The 19,659-nt window shown below is 71.1% G+C and carries 14 protein-coding genes and 1 riboswitch; of the genes, 4 read left to right on the forward strand and 10 right to left on the reverse strand.

What is annotated here, in order from left to right:
* Positions 1 to 6 precede the first annotated feature (6 nt).
* A riboswitch (cyclic di-AMP (ydaO/yuaA leader) is annotated at positions 7 to 173 on the reverse strand.
* Between the two features lie 211 nt (positions 174 to 384).
* The gene (locus tag FDM97_RS25750; RefSeq protein WP_137995029.1) at positions 385 to 1,752 is read right to left on the reverse strand and encodes a M16 family metallopeptidase; all 1,368 of its coding nucleotides are present in this window, start codon (positions 1,750 to 1,752) and stop codon (positions 385 to 387) included.
* Positions 1,753 to 1,778: 26 nt separating this feature from the next.
* Positions 1,779 to 3,131, reverse strand: coding sequence for a M16 family metallopeptidase (locus tag FDM97_RS25755; RefSeq protein ID WP_137992857.1), 1,353 nt, complete (start codon positions 3,129 to 3,131; stop codon positions 1,779 to 1,781).
* Positions 3,132 to 3,367: 236 nt separating this feature from the next.
* Between FDM97_RS25755 and FDM97_RS25760 the strand changes: the two genes are divergently transcribed.
* Entirely contained in the window at positions 3,368 to 5,824 is a 2,457-nt protein-coding gene (locus FDM97_RS25760; RefSeq protein ID WP_137992858.1) for a DNA gyrase/topoisomerase IV subunit A, read from the forward strand.
* On the opposite strand, the gene FDM97_RS25765 is transcribed toward FDM97_RS25760, so the two are convergent.
* Positions 5,821 to 6,879: a CobW family GTP-binding protein gene (locus FDM97_RS25765; RefSeq protein WP_137992859.1), complete on the reverse strand. Its 1,059-nt coding sequence runs from the start codon at positions 6,877 to 6,879 to the stop codon at positions 5,821 to 5,823. The two genes, FDM97_RS25760 and FDM97_RS25765, sit on opposite strands and share 4 nt — an antisense overlap.
* A gap of 481 nt (positions 6,880 to 7,360) precedes the next feature.
* Here FDM97_RS25765 and FDM97_RS25770 point away from each other — a divergent pair, with 481 nt between their 5' ends.
* Together FDM97_RS25770 and FDM97_RS25775 are read left to right on the forward strand one after the other, a co-directional pair.
* On the forward strand, positions 7,361 to 9,097 hold the full coding sequence (locus tag FDM97_RS25770) for a sensor histidine kinase (protein ID WP_137992860.1): 1,737 nt from the start codon (positions 7,361 to 7,363) through the stop codon (positions 9,095 to 9,097).
* A complete protein-coding gene (locus FDM97_RS25775; protein WP_137992861.1) occupies positions 9,094 to 9,771 on the forward strand; it encodes a DUF7342 family protein in 678 nt (225 codons plus the stop codon). Before FDM97_RS25770 ends, FDM97_RS25775 begins: the two co-directional genes overlap by 4 nt.
* Positions 9,772 to 9,783: 12 nt before the next feature.
* Here the strand turns inward: FDM97_RS25775 and FDM97_RS25780 are convergent, their stop codons facing one another.
* From FDM97_RS25780 to FDM97_RS25800, 5 genes are all read right to left on the reverse strand, one after another.
* Positions 9,784 to 11,382: a solute symporter family protein gene (locus FDM97_RS25780; protein WP_137992862.1), complete on the reverse strand. Its 1,599-nt coding sequence runs from the start codon at positions 11,380 to 11,382 to the stop codon at positions 9,784 to 9,786.
* On the reverse strand, positions 11,379 to 11,891 hold the full coding sequence (locus tag FDM97_RS25785; protein ID WP_137992863.1) for a DUF485 domain-containing protein: 513 nt from the start codon (positions 11,889 to 11,891) through the stop codon (positions 11,379 to 11,381). The genes FDM97_RS25780 and FDM97_RS25785 overlap by 4 nt, the downstream gene beginning before the upstream one ends.
* 98 nt (positions 11,892 to 11,989) lie before the next feature.
* The gene (locus tag FDM97_RS25790) at positions 11,990 to 12,760 is read right to left on the reverse strand and encodes a response regulator transcription factor (protein WP_137992864.1); all 771 of its coding nucleotides are present in this window, start codon (positions 12,758 to 12,760) and stop codon (positions 11,990 to 11,992) included.
* A complete protein-coding gene (locus tag FDM97_RS25795; RefSeq protein WP_254705758.1) occupies positions 12,757 to 13,974 on the reverse strand; it encodes a sensor histidine kinase in 1,218 nt (405 codons plus the stop codon). The genes FDM97_RS25790 and FDM97_RS25795 overlap by 4 nt, the downstream gene beginning before the upstream one ends.
* Before the next feature lie 100 nt (positions 13,975 to 14,074).
* Positions 14,075 to 16,192, reverse strand: coding sequence for a DNA gyrase/topoisomerase IV subunit B (locus FDM97_RS25800; RefSeq protein ID WP_137992865.1), 2,118 nt, complete (start codon positions 16,190 to 16,192; stop codon positions 14,075 to 14,077).
* A gap of 433 nt (positions 16,193 to 16,625) precedes the next feature.
* Between FDM97_RS25800 and FDM97_RS25805 the strand changes: the two genes are divergently transcribed.
* Positions 16,626 to 16,856, forward strand: a complete 231-nt coding sequence (locus tag FDM97_RS25805) for a DUF7455 domain-containing protein (protein WP_137992866.1) — start codon at positions 16,626 to 16,628, stop codon at positions 16,854 to 16,856.
* Between the two features lie 103 nt (positions 16,857 to 16,959).
* Here the strand turns inward: FDM97_RS25805 and FDM97_RS25810 are convergent, their stop codons facing one another.
* Both FDM97_RS25810 and FDM97_RS25815 read right to left on the reverse strand, forming a co-directional pair.
* Positions 16,960 to 17,778 (reverse strand): S1 family serine peptidase, encoded by an 819-nt coding sequence (locus tag FDM97_RS25810; RefSeq protein ID WP_137992867.1) that lies wholly within the window; start codon positions 17,776 to 17,778, stop codon positions 16,960 to 16,962.
* A gap of 130 nt (positions 17,779 to 17,908) precedes the next feature.
* The gene (locus FDM97_RS25815) at positions 17,909 to 19,456 is read right to left on the reverse strand and encodes an RNA polymerase sigma factor (RefSeq protein WP_137992868.1); all 1,548 of its coding nucleotides are present in this window, start codon (positions 19,454 to 19,456) and stop codon (positions 17,909 to 17,911) included.
* Positions 19,457 to 19,659 lie beyond the last annotated feature (203 nt).

Genomic DNA, 19,659 nt, shown 5'->3' on the forward strand with positions numbered 1-19,659 from the left:
CTGATCCTTTCCTTCCTTCTCGCCTACCGGGTTAGCTGACGGGTTCGGAGCAGGAAGGTCTCCTACGGGCCCCTCCGCACGCGGTGCGAAGGCGTCCGATTCACCCCAGGGACTTCGTGTGGGTCCCCGGCTCCCCAGGCTCGCGCCTGACGGGGACTCGGCGATGACTGTCCGATGCCGCGGGTGCGGCGGGTGCAACTGGCGAACAGCCGGACCGACGCTAAGCGGATCGTCTTTCAATCACCAAACAGACACGCCCGTTTGTAAGACATGCCACAGGGCATACGGCCACCCTCTGCTGCAATCCGGACAAAGGGGAGGACCCCGACGTACAGTGACGTCGGGGTCCTCGGAACCGGCTCGATCCGGCTCGATCCGGCTCGATCAGCCTGTGACGACGGTGACTTCACCGATACCGAGGGCGCGCACCGGCTCCTCGATCTGGGCGGCGTCACCGACGAGCACGGTGACCAGGCGGTCCACTGGGAAGGCGTTGACGACGGCCGCCGTCGCCTCCACCGTGCCGGTCTCGGCCAGGCGCGCGTACAACTGCGCCTGGAAATCGTCCGGGAGGTGCTGCTCGACCTGGTCGGCGAGCGTCCCGGCGACGGAGGCCGCGGTCTCGTACTTCAGCGGAGCCACACCCACCAGGTTCTGCACGGCCACGTCGCGCTCCGCGTCCGTCAGACCCTCCGCGGCGAGGGTGCGCAGCACCTTCCACAGATCGTCGAGCGCCGGGCCGGTGTTGGGCGTGTCGACGGAGCCGCTGATGGCGAGCATCGAGGCACCGTGTCCCTTGCCGTCCGAGCGCAGCACCTGACCGAAGGCCCGGACACCGTACGTGTAGCCCTTCTCCTCGCGCAGGACGCGGTCCAGGCGGGAGGTGAGCGTGCCACCGAGGCAGTACGTGCCGAGGACCTGCGCCGGCCAGACGCGGTCGTGCCGGTCGGCGCCGACGCGGCCGATCAGCAGCTGGGTCTGGACGGCGCCCGGGCGGTCCACGATGACGACGCGGCCCGTGTCGTCGGCCGTGATCGGCGGGACGGGGCGCGGCTCGGCGGCGTTCCCCGTCCAGACGCCCAGCGTCTCGTCGAGGACCTTGTCCAGATCCACGTCGGTCAGGTCGCCGACGACCACGGCGGTGGCCGTGGAGGGCCGGACGTACGCCTCGTAGAACGCGCGCACGGCCGCGGCGTCGATCGCCTCCACCGTCTCCTCGGTGCCCTGGCGCGGCCGGGACATACGGGAGGTGGCCGGGAAGAGCTCCTTGGAGAGCTGCTTGGCCGCCCGGCGGGCCGGGTTGGCCGTCTCGTGCGGGATCTCGTCGAGCCGGTTGCGCACCAGGCGCTCGACCTCGGTGTCGAGGAAGGCCGGCGCGATCAGGGCCTCGGCGAGGAGGCCGAGCGCCTTGGGCAGCCGGGAGACGGGGACCTCCAGGGAGACCCGTACGCCCGGGTGGTCGGCGTGCGCGTCGAGCGTGGCGCCGCAGCGCTCCAGCTCGGCGGCGAACTCCTCGGCCGTGTGCTTGTCCGTGCCCTCGGAGAGGGCGCGGGCCATGATCGTGGCGACGCCGTCGAGGCCCTCGGGCTCGGCGTCCAGGGGGGCGTCGAGGAAGATCTCGACGGCCACCACCTGCTGGCCGGGGCGGTGGCAGCGCAGCACGGTCAGACCGTTGTCCAGCGCTCCGCGGTCCGGGGCCGGGAAGGCCCACGGCTTGGCGATGCCCGCCTCCGGCTGCGGGTGGAACGTCATGCTCGTCAAAGGCGCGCCGGCGTCGGTCACTGGTCCGCTCCCTCTTCCTCGTCGCTGTCGCTGTCGCTCTGTTCGGTGCCGAGCGGCTCGTACACCAGCACCGCGCGGTTGTCCGGGCGCAGCTTGGCCTTGGCGACCGCCCGCACCTCCGCCGCGGTGACGTCCAGGACCCGGTTCACCGCGGTGAGGGCGAGCTGCGGGTCGCCGAACAGCACCGCGTAGCGGCACAGTTCGTCGGCGCGGCCCGCGACCGTGCCGAGCCGGTCCAGCCACTCGCGCTCCAACTGGGCCTGGGCGCGCTCCATCTCCTCGGGCGTCGGGCCCTCGGCCGCGAAGCGGGCCAGCTCCTCGTCGACGGCGGCCTCGATGCGGGGCACCTCGACACCGCCGGAGGTCTTGACGTCCAGCCAGCCGAGCGAGGGGGCGCCCGCCAGGCGCAGCAGGCCGAAGCCGGCGGCCACGGCCGTGCGGTCCCGGCGGACCAGGCGGTTGTGGAGCCGCGAGGACTCGCCGCCGCCGAGCACCGTCAGGGCCAGGTCCGCGGCGTCGCACTCGCGCGTGCCGTCGTGCGGCAGCCGGTAGGCGGCCATCAGCGCGCGGGCCGGGACCTCCTCCTCGACGACCTCGCGCAGCTGCTCGCCGATGGTGTCGGGCAGCGTGCCGTCGCGCGGCGGGAGCTTGCCGTCGTGGGACGGGATGGAGCCGAAGTACTTCTCGATCCAGGCCAGGGTCTGCTCGGGGTCGATGTCGCCGACGACCGAGAGCACCGCGTTGTTCGGCGCGTAGTACGTGCGGAAGAAGGCCCGCGCGTCCTCGAGGGTGGCCGCGTCCAGGTCGGCCATGGAGCCGATCGGCGTGTGGTGGTACGGGTGGCCCTCGGGGTAGGCGAGGGCGGTCAGCTTCTCGAAGGCCGTGCCGTAGGGAACGTTGTCGTACCGCTGGCGGCGCTCGTTCTTGACGACGTCCCGCTGGTTCTCCATGGACTCGTCGTCCAGGGCCGCGAGCAGCGAGCCCATGCGGTCCGCCTCCAGCCAGAGCGCGAGCTCCAGCTGGTGGGCCGGCATGGTCTCGAAGTAGTTGGTGCGCTCGAAGCTCGTCGTGCCGTTGAGCGAGCCGCCCGCTCCCTGCACCAGCTCGAAGTGCCCGTTGCCGTGGACCTGCTTGGAGCCCTGGAACATCAGGTGCTCGAAGAGGTGGGCGAGGCCCGTGCGGCCCGCGACCTCGTGGCGCGAGCCGACGTCGTACCAGAGGCAGACCGCGGCGACCGGGGTCAGGTGGTCCTCGGAGAGCACCACCCGCAGGCCGTTGGCCAGCCGGTGCTCGGTCGCTGTCAGGCCGCCGGAGCCGGCCTCTGCCGTGGCCGTGTGACCCATGGGCATGTACGTCCCTTCGATCGCGATATGGAAAAGTCCTGCCACTGTATGCAAGCGCACTACCACCTGGCGAAGTTCCCGCAGGTTCGCGGCGTCCCTCTTCCGGGTCGCCCGGCCGTCGCGTACGGCTCATGCACCGGCTCACAGGGGGCCGTGCCCGGGTCGCGGTCGGCGTTGTCGGTGGGACGGTCCACAATGGTCCGCGTCAGATCAACCTTGTTGGTGAAGGAGCCGCAGCCGCGATGGCCCGCCGCAGCACGAAGACACCGCCGCCGGACGACGCGTTCGAGGAGAGGATCCTCGACATCGACGTCGTCGACGAGATGCAGGGCTCCTTCCTCGAGTACGCGTACTCGGTGATCTACTCCCGCGCGCTGCCGGACGCCCGCGACGGCATGAAGCCCGTCCAGCGCCGCATCGTCTACCAGATGAACGAGATGGGCCTGCGCCCCGACCGCGGCTATGTGAAGTGCGCCCGTGTCGTCGGCGAGGTCATGGGCAAGCTGCACCCGCACGGCGACGCGTCGATCTACGACGCGATGGTGCGCATGGCCCAGCCCTTCTCGATGCGGCTCCCCCTCGTCGACGGCCACGGCAACTTCGGCTCGCTGGGCAACGACGACCCGCCGGCCGCCATGCGGTACACCGAGTCCCGGATGGCCGCCGCGGCGCTGATGATGACGGAGTCGATCGACGAGGACACCGTCGACTTCTCGCCGAACTACGACGGCCAGGAGCAGGAGCCGGTCGCGCTCCCCGCCGCGTATCCGAACCTGCTGGTCAACGGCGCGTCCGGCATCGCGGTGGGCATGGCGACCAACATGCCTCCGCACAACCTGGGCGAGGTGATCGCGGCCGCCCGGCACCTGATCCGCTATCCGCACGCGGACCTCGAGGCGCTGATGCGCTTCGTCCCCGGACCCGACCTGCCGACCGGAGGCCGGATCGTCGGCCTGTCCGGCATCAAGGACGCGTACGAGAACGGCCGCGGCACGTTCAAGATCCGCGCCACGGCGACCGTGGAGAACGTGACGGCGCGCCGCAAGGGCATCGTCGTCACCGAGCTGCCCTTCACGGTCGGCCCGGAGAAGGTCATCTCCAAGATCAAGGACCTGGTCGGCTCCAAGAAGCTGCAGGGCATCGCCGACGTCAAGGACCTCACCGACCGCAACCACGGTCTGCGCCTGGTCATCGAGGTCAAGAACGGCTTCGTGCCGGAGGCGGTCCTGGAGCAGCTCTACAAGCTGACGCCGATGGAGGAGTCCTTCGGCATCAACAACGTGGCGCTGGTCGACGGCCAGCCGCTCACGCTGGGCCTCAAGGAGCTCCTGGAGGTCTACCTCGACCACCGCTTCAACGTGGTGCGCCGTCGCTCCGAGTTCCGCCGCGGCAAGAAGCGCGACCGGCTGCACCTGGTCGAGGGCCTGCTCGTCGCGCTGCTCGACATCGACGAGGTCATCCGCCTCATCCGCTCCAGCGACAACTCGGCACAGGCCAAGGAGCGCCTGATCGAGCGGTTCTCGCTGAGCGAGATCCAGACGCAGTACATCCTGGACACCCCGCTGCGCCGGCTCACCAAGTTCGACCGGATCGAGCTGGAGACCGAGCGCGACCGGCTCAACGGCGAGATCGACGAGCTGACCGGGATCCTGGAGTCCGACAGCGAGCTGCGCAAGCTGGTCTCCGCGGAACTGGCCGCGGTGGCGAAGAAGTTCGGTACCGATCGGCGTACGGTCCTGCTGGAGTCCGCGGGCGCGCCGGTCTCGGCCACGTCCCTGGAGGTCGCGGACGACCCGTGCCGGGTGCTGCTCTCCTCGACGGGTCTGCTGGCCCGTACGGTGACGGAGGAGCTCCCGGCCGTGGAGGACGGCAAGCGCTCCAAGCACGACGTGATCGTCTCGGCGGTCCCGGCGACCCAGCGCGGCGACGTCGGCGCGGTGACCTCGGCGGGACGGCTGCTGCGGATCGCGGTGATCGACCTGCCCCAGCTGCCGGACACCCACGCCGCCCCCAACCTGGCGGGCGGCGCGCCGCTGGCGGAGTTCCTCACCCTGGAGGACGACGAGACGGTGGTCTGCCTGACCACGCTCGAGGAGTCCTCGCCGGGGCTCGCGCTCGGCACGCTGCAGGGCGTGGTCAAGCGCGTGGTGCCGGACTATCCGGCGAACAAGGACGAGCTGGAGGTCATCACCCTCAAGGAGGGTGACCGGATCGTCGGCGCGACCGAGCTGCGCACGGGCGAGGAGGACCTGGTCTTCATCACCTCCGACGCCCAGCTGCTGCGCTTCCAGGCCTCGCAGGTACGGCCGCAGGGCCGCCCGGCGGGTGGCATGGCGGGCATCAAGCTGGCCGAGGGCGCCGAGGTGATCTCGTTCACGGCCGTGGATCCGGCGGCGGACGCGGTGGTGTTCACGGTCGCGGGCTCCACGGGCACCCTGGACGACTCCGCCGGTACGTCGGCGAAGCTGACGCCGTTCGACCAGTACCCCCGTAAGGGGCGCGCGACGGGCGGTGTGCGCTGCCAGCGGTTCCTGAAGGGCGAGGACGTGCTCGTCCTGGCCTGGGCGGGCGCGACCCCGGCGCGCGCCGCGCAGAAGAACGGCACCCCGGCGGAGCTGCCCGAGATCGACCCGCGCCGCGACGGCTCGGGCACCCCGCTGCCGAAGCCGGTGGCGGTCCTGGCGGGCCCGGCGACCTAGTCGACCGGCTCGGCCGGTTCCGGATCGGTCTGTCGTACGTACCGCAGGACGCCCCACATGCTGTGCTCGTCGGGGACGTCCTGCGGGCCGTTCAGCTCGCAGGCGGCGAGCGCCTTGCGCAGGGCCGCCGCGTCGATGCCGGCGCCGATGAGGACGAGCTGGGTGAGCCGCTCCTGGCCGACCGCCCAGGGCTCGGGGTAGAAGCGCAGGAACCTGCCGACGGCGTGCACGGTGTAGCGGTTGCCGGGGTCGGCGGCGCCGAAGTCGACAAATCCCTTGATGCGGTAGAGGCCCTCCGGGCGGGAGTCCAGGAACTCCATGAGCCTGCGCGGGTGCAGGGCCGTGCCGGAGGCGAGGGAGAGGGTCTCGTAGGCGGCGTGCGCGTGGTCGTGCTCCTCGTCGGGGTCACCGTAGAGGAGGTCCTCGATGGACATCTGCCCCTCGATCTCCCCGTCGGGCACGACCCGGTCGAAGAGGACCTCGGGGTCGATCCGCCCGTGCGCGGCACGGATCACCGCGGCGGGCCCCGCGAGACGGGCGACGGTCTCGTGGACGGCGTCCAGCTCCCGCTCGCCGACCCGGTCCGCCTTGTTGACGACGACCAGGTCGGCGAGGGCGAGATGCCGGTCGGTCTCGGGGTGACGTTCGCGCGTGGCGGAGAACTCGGCGGCGTCGACGACCTGCACGAGCCCGCCGTACACGATCCGCTCGTTCTCGCTGGCGAGCACCATCCGCACCAGCTCCTGGGGCTCCGCCAGCCCGCTCGCCTCGATGACGATCACATCGAGCCGCAGCTCGGGCCTGGTGAGCACCTCCAGGTACTCGTCCAGCTCACTGACGTCGACGGCACAGCACAGGCATCCGTTCCCGAGCGAGACGGTGGACCCGACCTGCCCGGCGACGGTCATGGCGTCGATCCCGATGTCCCCGAAGTCGTTGACCATGACCCCGATCCGGGTGCCCCGGGCGCTGCGCAGCAGATGGTTGAGCAGCGTCGTCTTGCCCGATCCGAGGAACCCGGAGAGGACGACGACCGGAATCTGCTGGTTGGTCAAGGCAAACCCTCCGACGACTCGACACACGCCAAAGCCCCCAGAATAGGCAAGCCCCCGAACACCCGCGACGCGAAGCCATCGCACCCACGGCCGCCGGCGGCGCGGAAGCCATCGCACCCGCGGCCGCCGGCGGCGCGTCACCGCTGTCTTCCCACCCGCACGGGTGGTGCGGGGAGGAACACCCAGCCGCCACCGCCCCGCGGCCGACGACACCGCGCCCGGACCGACGGCGGCCCCCGGCGACCCCAAGACGTGCCCGCGACGCGAAACCGTCGCACCCCCGGCCGCCGACGGCGCGTCACCGCCCCAGGGCGACCCGCACCTCTGTCCTCACCCGCACGGCTGGTGCGGGCGGGAACACGGCCCCGGCCGGAGGCCGCGCGCACCCCCACCGGCCCGCGGCCGACGACACCGCGCCCCGGCGACCCCGACCGCCCCGCACATTTCCGGTCGCCGCCCCCCGCCCCGTACCGTTCCTGCCATGAGCCCCGCACCCACCACCCCCACGCCGCCCCCCGCGCGACGCAGGCGGTTCGGCTGGCCGCAGCGGGTCTTCTCGCAGGTCCTCCTCATGCAGCTGGCCATCGCCACCGGCGTCACGGTCCTGGCCACCGGCTTCTTCCTCGCACCGCTCAGTGCCCAGCTCGACGACCAGGCCATGCGGCGCGCCCTCGCCATCGCCGAGACGACCGCCTCCCCCCAGGTCGCCGCCTCGCTGCGTGCCTCCGCGCCCTCCGCCCGAGGTCCTGTGCAGGCGGAGGCCGAACGCATCCGGCAGTCCACCGGCGCCGAGTACGTCGTCGTCATGGACACCCGGGGCGTGCGCTGGTCCCACACCGACCCCGCCCAGATCGGCAGGATCGTCTCCACGGACCCCAGCGCGGCGCTCGCCGGACACGAGGTCATGGAGATCGACAGCGGCACCCTCGGCCGCTCGGCGCGCGGCAAGGCGCCCCTGCGGGACGCCGACGGGACCATCGTCGGCGCCGTGTCGGTCGGTATCGAGTACGACAGCGTCCAGGACCGGCTGCTCGGCGCGATCCCGGGGCTCCTCGCGTACGCCGGCGGGGCCCTGGCGGCCGGCGCCCTCGCCGCGTATCTGATCTCCCGCAGGCTTCAGCGTCAGACCCACGACCTGGCCTTCTCCGACATCTCCGCTCTGCTCGCCGAGCGCGAGGCCATGCTCCACGGCATCCGCGAGGGCGTCGTCGCCCTCGACCACACCGGGCGGATACGGCTCCTGAACGACGAGGCCCAGCGCCTCCTCGGGATCGGCCCGGAGGCCATCGGCCGCCCGCTGGAGGAGGCGCTCGGCTCCGGACGCACCGCCGACGTGCTGGCCGGCCGGGTCACCGGTGAGGACCTGGTGACCGTCCGCGGCCATCGGGTGCTCATCGCCAACCGGATGCCGACGGACGACGGCGGCGCCGTCGCCACCCTGCGCGACCGGACCGAGCTGGAGCGCCTCGGCCGCGAACTGGACTCCACCCGTGGCCTGATCGACGCCCTGCGCGCCCAGGACCACGAGCACGCCAACCGCCTCCACACCCTCCTCGGCCTCCTTGAGCTGGAGATGCACGACGAGGCGGTCGAGTTCGTCACCGAGGTTGTCGGCGTCCACCGGGCCACCGCCGAACAGGTCACCGAGAAGATCCACGACCCGCTCCTCGCCGCGCTCCTGGTCGGCAAGGCCACGGTCGCCGCCGAGCGGGGTGTCGGCCTGCGGGTCTCCCCCGACTCGCTGCTCCCCGACCGCCTGGTCGACCCGCGCGAGCTGGTCACCGTCGTCGGAAACCTCGTCGACAACGCGCTGGACGCCGCCGCCGGCACCGCCGAGCCGCGCGTCGAGATCGCCCTGCGGGCCGAGGGGCGCACGGCCGTTCTGCGGGTCACCGACAGCGGGCCCGGCGTTCCCGACGACCGCCGCGAGCTGATCTTCACCGAGGGCTGGACGACCAAGGAGCTGCCGTCCCACGGCAAACGGGGCCTGGGCCTGGCCCTGGTGCGCCGGCTCGCCGAACGCCGGGGAGGCAGCGCCCGGGTCGGCGAGGGCCCGGACGGGGGCGCCGAGTTCACCGTCGTACTCCCTGAGGCACTGAGCGATCCGGAGCCTGGGCTGGAGCCGGGGCTGGAACCGGAGCCGGGGCTGGAACCGGAGCCGGGGCTGGAACCGGAGCCGGGGCCGGAGCCCTCGTTGCGGGTCGGGGAGCCGCGATGATCGACGTACTGGTCGTGGACGACGACGTACGGGTCGCGCAGATCAACGCGGCCTACGTGACGAAGGTGCCGGGATTCCGGGTCGTCGCCACCGCCCACTCGACCGCGGAGGCGATCCGCCGGCTCGGCGAGGTCCGGGTCGACCTGATCCTCCTCGATCACTACCTGCCCGACGAGAACGGGCTCGCGGTCGTCCGGGAACTGCGCCGGCTCGGCCACCAGACCGACGTGATCATGGTGACCGCGGCGCGCGATGTGGCGACCGTCCAGGCGGCCATGCGGCACGGCGCGCTGCAGTACCTGGTCAAGCCGTTCACCTTCGCCGGGCTGCGCGCCAAGCTGGAGGCGTACGCGGCCCTGCGCGACACGCTCGACGGCGGCGGCGAGGCGGAACAGGCCGAGGTCGACCGGATCTTCGGCGCCCTCTCGGCGGGCGCGACGGAGCCCGGCCTTCCGAAGGGGCACTCCCCCACCACCGCGGAGCTGGTACGTCAGGTGCTGCTCGCCGCCGACGGGGCCCTGTCCGCCCAGGAGATCGCCGAGCGGGCGGGGGTGAGCCGGCAGACCGCCCAGCGCTATCTCAAGCTGCTCGAACGGACGGGCCGGGTGCGGCTCTCGCTGAAGTACGGCGAGACGGGCCGCCCCGAGCACCGGTACGTCTGGGTCCGCGCGTAGGCGGTCCGTCTGTCACACCGCTCCGGCGCCGGTGAGGGCCCGTACCTCGGTCTCGGCGTGCTTGGCGGCGTCCGGCGGCTCCGTCGAGGTCACGGTCCCGATCCAGCCGGCGAGGAAGCCGAGCGGGATGGAGACGACCCCCGGGTTCTGCAGCGGGAAGACGTGGAAGTCGACGCCCGGGAAGAGCGCGTCGGGGCTTCCGGAGACGACCGGGGAGAGCACGACGAGCAGGACGGCCGGGACGAGCCCTCCGTACACCGCCCACACGGCGCCCCGCGTGGTGAAGTTCCGCCAGAACAGCGAGTAGAACAGCACCGGCAGATTGGCTGAGGCGGCCACGGCGAAGGCGAGACCGACCAGGAACGCCACGTTGAGATCGCGGGCGAGCAGCCCCAGCCCGATCGCCGCCGCGCCGATCCCGACGGCGGCGAGCCGCGCCACGGTGACCTCGCTGTACTGCTTCGCATGAGCGTTGCGGCGGCGCAGCGAGGCGTACAGGTCGTGGGCGACGGAGGCCGAGGAGGCGAGCGTGATGCCCGCGACGACGGCGAGGATCGTCGCGAAGGCGACGGCGGCGACGACCGCGAAGAGCACCGTGCCGCCCGTGGAGCCTGCTCCGCCGCCGAGGTCCAGGGCGAGCAGCGGTACGGCCGTGTTCCCGGCGGCGTTGGAGGAGCGGACGGCGTCGGGGCCGATGATCGCGGCGGCGCCGAAGCCGAGCACGATCGTCATGAGATAGAAGCCGCCGATGAGTCCGATGGACCAGACGACCGAGCGGCGGGCGGCCCTCGCGGTGGGCACGGTGTAGAAGCGGGACAGGATGTGCGGCAGGCCCGCGGTGCCGAGGACGAGTGCGAGGCCGAGGCTGATGAAGTCGAGACGCGCGGTCCACCCTCCGCCGTAGCGCAGCCCCGGCGCGAGGAACTCCCGTCCGTGTCCGCTGCGCTCCGCGGCGGTGGCGAGCAGCTGGTTGAAGTCGCCGTGGAAGCGGAGCAGGACGAGCACGGTCAGGGCGATCGTGCCGGCCATGAGCAGCACCGCCTTGACGATCTGGATCCAGGTGGTGGCCCGCATCCCGCCCAGCGACACATAGATCACCATCAGGGCGCCGACGCCGATCACCGTCCAGGAGCGGGCGGCCTCGCTCGTGCCCCCGAGGAGCAGAGCGACCAGACTGCCGGCTCCCACCATCTGGGCCACCAGATAGAGCACGGAGACGGTGACGGAGGAGGTGCCGGCGGCGATACGGACGGGGCGCTCCGCCATCCGGGCGGCGACGACGTCGGCGAGCGTGAACCGGCCGCAGTTGCGCACCAGTTCGGCCACCAGGAGCAGGACGACCAGCCAGGCGACGAGGAAGCCGACGGAGTACAGCATGCCGTCGTAGCCGAAGAGCGCGATCAGGCCGGAGATGCCGAGGAAGGAGGCGGCGGACATGTAGTCACCCGCGATGGCGAAACCGTTCTCCATGGGCGAGAACAGCCTGCCGCCGGCGTAGAACTCCTCCGCCGAGCCGCGCCGCTTGCGGCTCACCCAGGTGGTGATCGCCAGGGTCACCGCGATGAACGCGCTGAACAGCAGCAGCGCGAGTGTCTGGTGGTCGTCGGTCACTGGTGGATCCCCCGCGTCCTCTCCTGTACCCGCGTTTCGTCGAACACGGTCCAGCGCAGTTCCAGCGCCGCCCGGTCCCGCCGCAGCCGGGCGTGCCGGGCGTAGGCCCAGGTCAGCAGGAAGGTGGAGAGGAACTGTCCGAGTCCGGCGAGCATCGCCACGTTCACCATGCCGGCGACGGGCCGGGCCATGAGTCCGGGTGCCGCCGTCGCGGCGACGACATAGGCGAGATACCAGAGGAGGAAGGCGAGGGAGGCGGGGATCACGAACCGCCGGTAGCGGCTGCGTACTTCCTGGAAGGCCGGACTGCGCTGGACCTCCAGATAGATGTCGGCCGCGCTGTGGACCGGCAGCTGTGGCGGTACGACTCCGGGTACCGACGAGGTGTGCGCTCCGGAGCCGGCCGGTGTCTCCGTGTCGGTCGGCTCACCCCAGCCGGAGGCCAGCGCGTCATACCAGGGATCGTCGATCCGCACCGCCGGGGCGCCCGGCCCTTCGTGCTTCTCCACCGGTGAACTCTCCTTGTCAGCGAACCGTTTCGGCCGCGTGCCCAAGGATGGACAGAGCGGGAAGATCCCGGACTCTTCTCCTCTCGCACTTCACCCCATCAGGTGATGGTTTCTCCAGGTGGTGCGACGAGCCCGTGCTGATATGCGTACCGCACGGCCTGCGCCCGGTCGCGCACCCCGGTCTTGGCGAAGAGGTTGTTGATGTGTGTCTTCACGGTGGCGGTGGAGATACCGAGCCGGCCGGCGATCTCCTGGTTGGAGAGGCCGTCGGCGACGAGGGTGAGCACCTCGCTCTCGCGCTCGGTGAGCCCGTCGGGCAGCGGGTCCGCGGCCGGCTCGTGCGTGGAGTCTCGGGCCCCTTCGCGGGAGGGTGCGTGCCGTCCGTGCCGTCCGTGCCGTCCGTGCCGCTCCGGCTGGGTCATCAGCTGCTCCAGGAGACGCCGTTGGACGGAGGGAGCGAGTCCGGCGCGCCCGTCGAGCACGTCATGGACGGCCCGTACGATCTCCTCCCCGCCCGCGTCCTTGGTGAGATAGCCGCGCGCCCCGGCGCGCAGCGCGGGGAAGAGCGAGTCGTCGTCGGCGTAGGTGGTGAGGACGACGACTTCGGTGCCCGGATGGTCGGCGCGAATGCGCCGGGTCGCCTCGACGCCGTCGCAGCGCGGCATCCGAAGGTCCATCAGCACCACGTCGGGGGCGAGTGCGGCGGTCAGGGCGACGGCCTCCTCGCCGTCCCGGGCGGAGCCGACGACCTCGATGCCGGGCAGCAGCCCGAGCACCAGCACGATTCCCTCCCGCACCATGGACTGGTCGTCGGCGACGATCACGCGCGCGACCCGGCCTTCTCCGTGCCGGTTCCCGGGGCCGCTCATGCCGGCACCCTCAGCCGCACCGCGAAGCCCTCGCCCTCGGGTCCCGCATCCAGCGTCCCGCCCAGGAGCTCGGCACGCTCCCGCATGCCGAGGAGTCCGTAGCCGGATCCCGTGGCGTGCAGCCCTGCCTCCTGCCCGTCCTGCGCGGCCTCCGCGGGCTTCGCGTCCTCCGCGGCTCCGGACGTGCCCGGCGCACCGGAGTCCCGTATCTCCAGGGCGACCTCCTCCGGCTCGTAGGCGAGCAGGAGCCGCGTCCTGGCCCCCGGCGCGTGCTTGCGTACGTTGGTGAGGGCCTCCTGCGCCACCCTCCGTACGGCCTGGGAGGCCTCCGCCGGCAGCGACCTGCGGGCGCCGGTCACCTCGACCACGGCCCGGTCCTCGCGGGCCAGCTCCCGCAGATAGTCCTCGACCGGCACCATGTCACCGCGGAGCGCGGAGAGCGCCTGCCGGGTCTCGGCGAGCCCCTCCCGGGCCATGGAGCGGGCGGCGACCACCCGCTCGAGGATCTTCTCCCGGTCGGCGCCGGCCTCTATCTGCAGCCGCGCCGCCTCCAGGTGCACCATCTGCGCGGAGAGGCTGTGCGCCAGGACATCGTGGATCTCGCGGGCGATCCTGGCCCGCTCGGCCAGCGCGGCGGAGGCTGCCTCGGCTTCCCGGGCGGCCCGCTCCTGGGCCAGCAGCCGGAACCCGGAGCTGCGGGCCTCGGCGTCCAGACGGAGCATGTACCCGGTGAGCAGCACGGTCGCCGTGGTCACTCCGGCTCCCAGGACCCCCGTCTCGTCCGCGTCCACGAAGGCTCCGGCGAGGATCAGCACGGTGGCCAGGGCGACGAGCAGGGGCAGTCGCTCCATCGCCGCGATCGAGACGACGATCCAGAGCAGGGTGGCGGGGACGGGGGCGCCGGCGGTATGCGCCCCGAACCCGAGGGCGACGACGAGGGCGAGCAGGCCGAGCGAGTGGGCGAGCCGGTTGGCGAGAGTCGTCCGGTGGTAGGCGACGAGCGCGGTGACGCAGAGCGCGAGACCGAGCGGAGGCAGCAGCCCGTACCAGCCGGGGAAGGCTCCCGAGACATGGGCGCTGGTCACGATCCACACGCTGACCCCCGCGAGCAGGAGGCCGTCGAGCACGAGGCGGCCTCGCGGCACGCCGACCCGGGTCAGCGCCTCAGGCGCGGGCCATACGAGCCATCGGTTGGTCGTCCTGCTGCTGTTCACGTCCGTCCCCCTCCGTCGCGTCGATGCTACGGAGCGGAGGCGTCGCCGTGATCGCCTCAGGGGTGGAGCTTTGCGGCTCCACCCCTGGGTGGACGGTCGGCTAGGCGTCGATCCGCGAGCGGTCGAGGGTCGCCGCGGAGCTGGTGATGAACTCCTTGCGGGGAGCCACGTCGTTGCCCATGAGCAGGTCGAAGACCTGCTCGGCGGACTCCAGGTCGCCGATGTTGATCCGGCGCAGGGTCCGGTGGCGCGGGTCCATCGTGGTCTCCGCCAGCTGGTCGGCGTCCATCTCACCGAGACCCTTGTACCGCTGGATGGAGTCCTTGTAGCGGACGCCCTTGCGCTGGTAGTCGAGCAGGGTCTGGCGCAGCTCGTTGTCCGAGTACGTGTAGACGTACTTGTCCTGGCCCTTCTTGGGCTGGACGAGCTCGATGCGGTGCAGCGGCGGCACGGCGGCGAAGACCCGGCCGGCCTCGACCATGGGGCGCATGTAGCGCTGGAAGAGGGTCAGCAGCAGGCAGCGGATGTGCGCGCCGTCGACGTCGGCGTCGACGAGGAGCACGATCTTGCCGTAGCGGGCCGCGTCGATGTCGAAGGTGCGGCCCGAGCCCGCTCCTATGACCTGGATGATCGCCCCGCACTCGGCGTTCTTGAGCATGTCCGAGACGGAGGACTTCTGGACGTTGAGGATCTTGCCGCGGATCGGCAGCAGTGCCTGGAACTCGCTGTTGCGGGCGAGCTTGGCGGTGCCGAGCGCGGAGTCTCCCTCGACGATGAAGAGCTCGCTGCGCTCCACGTCGTCGCTGCGGCAGTCGGCGAGCTTGGCCGGCAGCGAGGAGGACTCCAACGCGGTCTTCCTGCGCTGCGCCTCCTTGTGCTGGCGGGCCGCGATACGGGTCCTGGCGGCCGCCACGGCCTTCTCCAGGACGGCCCGGGCCTGGGCCTTGGCGTCCCGCTTGGTGGACGTCAGGAAGGCCTTCAGCTCCTTGGCGACCACGTTGGCGACGATCCGGCGGGCCGCGGAGGTGCCGAGCACCTCCTTGGTCTGGCCCTCGAACTGCGGCTCGGCGAGCCGGACCGTCACGACGGCCGTGAGCCCCTCCAGGGCGTCGTCCTTGACGATGTCGTCCTCGGCGACGCGCAGCATCTTGGCGGAGCGCAGGACCTCGTTGACGGTCCTGGTGATGGCCTGCTCGAAGCCGGAGACGTGGGTGCCGCCCTTGGGGGTGGCGATGATGTTGACGAAGGACTTGACCGTGCTGTCGTAGCCGGTGCCCCAGCGCAGGGCGACGTCGACGCCCAGCTCGCGGGTGACCTCGGTGGGCGTCATGTGCCCGCGGTCGTCGAGGACCGGGACGGTCTCCTTGAAGGTCCCCTGGCCGGTCAGCCGCAGCACGTCGCAGACGCCCTTGTCCTGGGCGAGGAACTCGCAGAACTCGCTGATGCCGCCGTCGAAGCGGAAGGTCTCCTCGCTCTTGCCCACGCCCGCCAGGTCGCGCTCGTCGCGGACCACGATGGTCAGGCCGGGCACCAGGAAGGCGGTCTGGCGGGCGCGCTGGTGGAGCGTCTCCAGGGAGAGCTTGGCGTCCTTGAGGAAGATCTGGCGGTCCGCCCAGTAGCGCACGCGGGTGCCGGTGCGGGTCTTGGGGACGCGCTTGGTCTTCCGCAGTCCGTTGCCGGGGTCGAAGGGGCTCTCCGCACCCTGCTCGGTGAAGATGCCGGGCACGCCGCGGCGGAAGCTGATCGAGTGCGTGGAGCTGTTCCGGTCGACCTCGACGTCGAGCCGGGCCGACAGGGCGTTCACCACGGAGGCGCCGACGCCGTGCAGGCCGCCGGAGGCCGCGTACGAGCCGCCGCCGAACTTCCCGCCCGCGTGGAGCTTGGTCATGACGACCTCGACGCCGGAGAGACCGGTCTTGGGCTCGACGTCGACCGGGATGCCCCGGCCGTTGTCGCGCACCTCGACGGAGCCGTCCTCGTGGAGGATCACGTCGATGTGGTCGCAGTAGCCGCCGAGAGCCTCGTCGACCGAGTTGTCGATGATCTCCCAGAGGCAGTGCATCAGGCCTCGGCTGTCGGTGGACCCGATGTACATACCAGGGCGCTTGCGGACCGCTTCGAGCCCTTCGAGTACGAGCAGGTGCCGCGCGGTGTAGTTGGAACCGTCACGGTCTGCGGTCAGCAGCGCACTGGACGGCACGGACGTCTCGGCGGTCACGCGGTTCGCTCCTCGCTGAATTTGAAAACTGGCCCGGTGGGGTAAGGCCCGGCGTCGGTCACCGGTCAGAGGGTACCGATGCCTGGTAGAGCCGTTGTCACGCCACCCTCCTGATTTCTCATGCTAGTGCAGAGTCGCATGGGTGTTCGATCCCTCGAAGGGGTGACGCGAACATCACGTTCCCTTCCAGGCATGAACCATTTAGGCTCCGGGCACGTCCTCATGAACAACCGGCAACCCAGCCGGGAGGAACGAACCGAGACAAGCCATGCGAAATCCGTAGAGCGACGCAATACGGCTCATTCGCCGCCAACCGGCAGCAGACAGCCACCTCGGGAAGAAGTTTCGAGGAAAAGCCACGAGCGGGAACGTTTTCGGCCTGGTTGGATGTTGACCCTGGTACGACAGCTCGTCGAGCTAGAGAAGAGGCGACGTGACTACTGTTCTGACCCCCGCGAGCCCCCTGACGGCCGCTGACCGCTGCGACCGCTGCGGCGCCCAGGCGTACCTGCGCGTCGTCCTGACCAGCGGTGGTGACTTGCTCTTCTGTGCCCACCACGGGCGCAAGTTCGAGCCGGAACTCAAGAAGATCGCCGCGGAAATACAGGATGAGACGGACCGGCTCACCGACGTGCCGGCCAAGGCAGTAGACGAGGACCGCTGACGCCTCGCATCCACGACGAGCCAAGGGCCGGTCATCGACCGGTCGACGGGCGGCCGCCCCCGCAGGCAAGGGGGGTGGCCGCCCGTTCTCGCACCCGAAGGTCTCAGAAGGCCGTCGGCAGGACGGTCGAGACGCGTGTGTAGACCCCCGGATTCTCGGCCTGCCCACAGCCGGTGCCCCAGGACACCAGGCCGATGAGCCGTCCCCCGGCCACCAGCGGGCCTCCGCTGTCCCCCTGGCAGGCATCCCTGCCGCCCAGAGGATCGCCGGCGCACAGCATCGTCTCGGCGCGGTACGCGGCGCCGAAGCCCCCCGGATAGGCCCGCTCGCACGCCGCATCGGGCAGCACCTGGACCCGCGCGGAGCGCAGGGCCGAGGCATAGGTCCCGCTGCCGGTGGTGTCCCCCCATCCGTACACGTCCGCCGGTGTGCCGGGTGCCTCGGCCGCGTCACCGGCGTCGGCCACCGCGATCACGTACGACTGCGGCAGCGCGGTCGCCAGCGTCAGCACGGCCATGTCTCCGGAATTGGTCGTGGGGTCGTAGTCCGGACTGACCCAGGTGTCGGAGATCCGGATCTCCTGTCCGCCCTGGCCCCGCAGGGCGCTCCGGCCCGCGATGACCTTGAAGTCGGACAGCTCCCAGGGGTCGCCGCCGAGGACGTCCCTGCCGACGCAGTGGGCCGCGGTCAGCACCCGGGTGGGTGCCACGACCACTCCCCCGCAGAACTGACCGGCGCGCGTACCTCCGAACCGGTCACGGCTGGAGAGCGCCACGGCCCACGGCGCGTCCGAGATCTTGGCGGGCTGACCTCCGACCACGACGCTGTCGGCGGCCGCGGGAGCGGCGGCGGCGAACGGCCCGGCCGCCGCCGAGATCAGGCCCAGCGCAGCGGTCAATGCTCGGGCGATGGGGGGACGCATAGAGCCTCCTGACTCTCCGGTGATGTCGGTTCACCCAGCGTCGTCCAGGCGCCCCCACCCTGCACCCGCGCACGCCGAAGGGCCCGGTCCCCTTCCGGGAACCGGGCCCTTCGTCTCGTACGACCGTCGACTAGTCGAGGTAGTCGCGCAGAACCTGCGAACGGGACGGGTGCCGCAGCTTCGACATCGTCTTGGACTCGATCTGACGGATGCGCTCGCGTGTCACGCCGTAGACCTTGCCGATCTCGTCCAGCGTCTTCGGCTGGCCGTCGGTGAGACCGAAGCGCATGGAGACCACGCCGGCCTCACGCTCGGAGAGCGTGTCGAGCACGGAGTGCAGCTGCTCCTGGAGGAGCGTGAAGCTGACCGCGTCGGCCGGGACGACCGCCTCGGAGTCCTCGATCAGGTCACCGAACTCGCTGTCTCCGTCCTCACCCAGCGGGGTGTGGAGGGAGATCGGCTCGCGGCCGTACTTCTGGACCTCGATGACCTTCTCGGGGGTCATGTCGAGCTCCTTGGCCAGCTCCTCCGGGGTGGGCTCACGGCCCAGGTCCTGGAGCATCTGGCGCTGGACGCGCGCGAGCTTGTTGATGACCTCGACCATGTGCACCGGGATACGGATGGTGCGGGCCTGGTCGGCCATGGCGCGGGTGATCGCCTGACGGATCCACCAGGTGGCGTACGTGGAGAACTTGTAGCCCTTGGTGTAGTCGAACTTCTCGACGGCACGGATCAGACCCAGGTTGCCCTCCTGGATCAGGTCCAGGAAGAGCATGCCGCGGCCGGTGTAGCGCTTGGCCAGCGAGACCACCAGACGGAGGTTGGCCTCCAGGAGGTGGTTCTTGGCGCGGCGGCCGTCCTCGGCGATGATCTCCAGCTCGCGCTTGAGCTTGGGCGCCAGCTTGTCGGAGTTGGCCAGCTTGTCCTCGGCGAACAGACCGGCCTCGATGCGCTTGGCGAGCTCGACCTCCTGCTCGGCGTTGAGCAGCGGGACCTTGCCGATCTGCTTCAGGTAGTCCTTGACCGGGTCGGCGGTGGCACCGGCGACGGCGACCTGCTGCGCCGGAGCGTCGTCCTCGTCCTCGTCGGACAGGACGAAGCCCTTGTTCTCGCCCTCGGCCTCTTCGTCCTCACCCTTGCCGGGCGCGACGTCGTCGAGGAGCTCCTCGCCCTCGAGGACCTCGTCGGCGTCCTTCTTGGCGGCGGTCTTCTTGGCCGTCGTCTTCTTGGCGGCGGTCTTCTTCGCCACCGTCTTCTTGGCCGCGGTCTTCTTCGCGGCCGTCTTCTTCGCCGGCGCTCCGGCCTCGTCGGCCGGGTCCGCGCTCTCTGCCGCCGGGGCCGCCGTGGCGGCCGAGACGGTCTTCGTCACGGTCGTCTTGGCGGTGACGGTCTTGGTGGCGGTGCGCTTGGCCGGGCTCTTCGCTGCGACGCTCTTGCGGGCGCGCTTCGGCGACTCCGCTGCACTGACCATCAGCGTCACACCCTCTTCCTCGAGGATCTGGTTGAGGCTGCGCAGAACATTCTTCCACTGGGTTGGCGGAATCTGGTCAGCCTCGAAGGCCCGACGCACGTCATCGCCGGCGATCTGCCCATCAGCCTTTCCCCGCTCGATGAGCGCCATCACAGACTCGGACTCGGCGATCTCCGGCGGGAGCGTACGGGATGTGCTGGCCGACACGAACAACCTCTCGGAACGATGGAAAACGGCTTCCGGCCCCGCCCATGATCGGGCCGGAGCCGACGACCGTCGACGGGGAATGTGCCGACGGCGCGGGCTGGACCGGGGAACTGCACAGCGCCTCACGCGGCTGCTGTATTCCTTCCTCGGCTGTCACCTCTTAGGTCATCGCACGGCTTCGAGGAGTGTTACGCCCAATCCAC

Origin of the sequence: Streptomyces vilmorinianum (assembly GCF_005517195.1) — a bacterium.
GTDB lineage: Bacteria > Actinomycetota > Actinomycetes > Streptomycetales > Streptomycetaceae > Streptomyces > Streptomyces vilmorinianum.